The organism is Stenotrophomonas sp. Sm10 (genome assembly GCF_030985515.1).
GTDB lineage: Bacteria > Pseudomonadota > Gammaproteobacteria > Xanthomonadales > Xanthomonadaceae > Stenotrophomonas > Stenotrophomonas hibiscicola.
Map to the genome: position 1 here is coordinate 1 of NZ_JAPTFO010000160.1, position 3,063 is coordinate 3,063.

Consider the following 3,063-nt stretch of genomic DNA (forward strand, 5'->3'; position numbering starts at 1 on the left):
CACCCTGCCCGCCCGCTGCTCGGCCTTGCCGTGGCCGCTGCCCTGGCCGGTTGTGCCGCCACCGCCGCCAAGCCGACCGCCGTCGAAGCCAACATCACCACCAAGGCGGTGGGTTATCTGGACAAGAGCGCGGTTCCGGCCAGCCTCGACCTGGTACCGGCACCACCGGTGGCCGGTTCGGCCGCGTTCGCCCTGGACGAGCAGGTCAGCCGTGAGGCCCGCGCGCTGCGTGGCAGCCCGCGCTTCGCCCAGGCCGGCGTCGATGCGGAACTCGGTTTCCCCGAAGGCGCCAACCACTTCTCCTGCGCCGCCGACATCGACGTCGATGCGGTGAAGACCCCGGCGCTGTATCGCCTGCTGGAGCGCAGCCGGATCGACGCCAGCGCGGCGACCAAGGCGGCCAAGAACCACTACCAGCGCCCGCGTCCGTTCATGGTCAACGGTGAACCGACCTGCTCGCCGAAGGACGAAGACGGCCTGCGCAAGAACGGCTCGTACCCGTCCGGCCACACCTCGATCGGCTGGGCCTGGGCACTGATCCTGTCGGAGATCGCGCCGGACCGCGCCGACGCCATCCAGGCGCGCGGGCGCAACTACGGCGAGAGCCGCCTGGTGTGCAACGTGCACTGGCAGAGCGACATCCTCGAAGGCCGCTTCATGGGTGCCGCCGCCGTGGCCCGCCTGCACGACAACGCGGCCTTCAACAAGGACCTGCTGGCCGCACGCAAGGAGATCGAAGCGGCGCGCAAGGCCGGCCTGCACTCCAGCCGCGACTGCGCCACCGAGAATGCGGTGCTGAAGGTGCGCCCGCAGAGCGCGCTGTAGGCCACGCCTCTGTAGAGCCGAGCCATGCTCGGCTCAGAGCAGCCGAGCGCAGGCTCGGCTCTACACGAAGCAGGAAACAGAAGGGCCGGCAGTGCGCCGGCCCTTCTTCATTGCATCAACGCAGCCACCGCATCAGAACTTCGCGGTGAACTCCACGCCCCAGGTACGCGGCTCGTTGAGGAAGCCGGTCAGGTTGTTGAAGTCGATCGCGCCGACCACGCGGGTCTGGTTGGTCAGGTTGCGACCGAACACCGCCACGTCGTACTGGCCGTAATCCCAGTTGTAGCCCAGGCGCAGGCCGCCTTCCAGCGAACTGCGGCCGCGGAATTCCGGCGACTCGTAGATGAAGAAGTTCACCGCGCTGCGGTAGGCCCAGTCGGTGTAGGCGTACAGCTCGCTGCCATCGCTGAGCGGGAAGCCCACGCGCAGGGTCGCGTTGTGGATCCATTTCGGCGCCTGCGGCAGCGGGTTGCCGTTCACCAGCGCATAGGTGCCGCCGTTGATGACCGTGGTCGGGTCGTTGATGGTGCAGCCACCGCCGCAGATCGCCACCGCAAGGTTCTTGTCCTTGATCTCGGTGTCGTTGTAGCTGCTGCCGAAGGTCAGCAGGACGTTGTCGGCCAGGTAGGCTTCCAGGTCCAGTTCCACGCCCTGGCCGATGGTCTTGTCGGCGTTGAGCAGGGTGGCGGTGTTGTTGGCACCGCCCACGGCGATCAGCTGCTGGCCGTCAACGTTGTAGCGGAACACGCTCAGGCCCAGGCGCGCGCGGCGCTCGAACAGGTCGGCCTTGATGCCGGCCTCGTACGAGATGACCTTCTCCGAATCGGCCTGCGACAGGCCCGGCGCAAAGGCCAGGCGGCCCTGGATCGACGGCGCGCGGAAGCCCTTGGCGACGCGGGCGTAGGCGTTGATGTCGTCGGTCAGCTTGTACACGCCGCTGACGTCCCAGCTGACGTCGTTGACGTCGGTGTTGGCCAGGTACGGGCCGCTGACCGGGGTGCCGAACGGAACGGCCTGCAGCACGCTGGCGCTGAAGTCCTTCTTGTCCTGGGTATAGCGCACGCCGGCACGCAGCTTGAAGCGGTCGGTGACATCGAAGTCGCCCGAAGCGAACACGGCCCACGCCTTGTTGCGCTGGTTCTGCACCACGTGTCCGGTCTGCGGGTTGCCCGGGGTCAGCGAGTCGTAGTTGAAGTTGTTGATGGTCACGTCTTCATCGAAGTAGAAGACGCCGGCCTGCCAGTCGAAGCGGCCCCATTCGTTGGACTCGATGCGCACTTCCTGCGTCCACTGGCGGTGGTGCGGCAGGCCGTCGGCCGACTCCGACGAGAACGGAATCAGGCCCGGACCGTAGTTGCCGGCACCGAGGAAGGCCGCGCCGTAGCCACCGTCGATGTCGCCACGGTTGAGCGACTCGGCGGTTTCATAACCGGTGATCGAATGCAGGGTCACCGAACCGAGGTTCCACTGCAGGCGCGCGCTGCCGCCCCAGGTCTCCAAGTCGGAGAAGTTGACGCCGTCGTTGGCCACCTTGTCGCGGTCGAAGTTCTCGACCAGCGAATTGCCACCCTTCTGGATGATGTTGGCGCGGAACAGGCGGGCGGTACCGTTGAGCTTGCGCTTGTGCAGGTTGAACAGTGCTTCGAAGTCGTCGCCTTCGTACAGGAACTGCACGCGGCCGGCGGCTTCGTCATAGCCTTCGAAGCCACTGTTGGGAGCGCCGACGCGGGTGTTGTCGACCCAGTCGTCGCGGCGCTGGTAGATGGCCGAGACGCGTGCCGACCAGCGGTCGGTCAGCGGGCCGCCGTAGGCGCCCTGCACGTTCCAGCTGTTGTAGCTGCCGTAGCCGACACGGAGGTAACCATCGGCATCCTGCGACGGGCGTGCCGAATCGAACTTGACCACACCGGCCGGGGTGTTGCGGCCGAACAGCGTGCCCTGCGGGCCACGCAGCACTTCCACGTTGGCCAGGTCGAACAGCGGGAAGCCCTTCAGCAGCGGGCTTTCCTGCACCACGTCGTCATACACCAGCGACACCGGCTGCGAGGCATTGAGGTCGAAATCGGTGTTGCCCAGGCCGCGGATGTAGAAGCGCGGGAAGGCACGGCCGTAGGACGACTCGATGTTGAGGCTGGGCACGCGTGCGGCCAGGAAGCGGATGTCATCGCCGGCCGAGCCGAGCACATCCAGCTTCTCGCCCTGGATCGCGCTCAGTGCGACCGGTACGTCCTTGGCGTT

The 3,063-nt window shown here is 66.9% G+C and carries 2 protein-coding genes; one reads left to right on the forward strand and one right to left on the reverse strand.

Translation table 11 applies throughout. The features are described 5' to 3' along the window. Positions 1 to 825: phosphatase PAP2 family protein (locus O0J15_RS20620; protein WP_245152109.1), on the forward strand; the 825-nt coding region annotated here is incomplete at its 5' end. A gap of 132 nt (positions 826 to 957) precedes the next feature. Here the strand turns inward: O0J15_RS20620 and O0J15_RS20625 are convergent. After that, on the reverse strand, positions 958 to 3,063 hold a 2,106-nt coding region (locus O0J15_RS20625; RefSeq protein WP_308306233.1), incomplete at its 5' end, for a TonB-dependent receptor.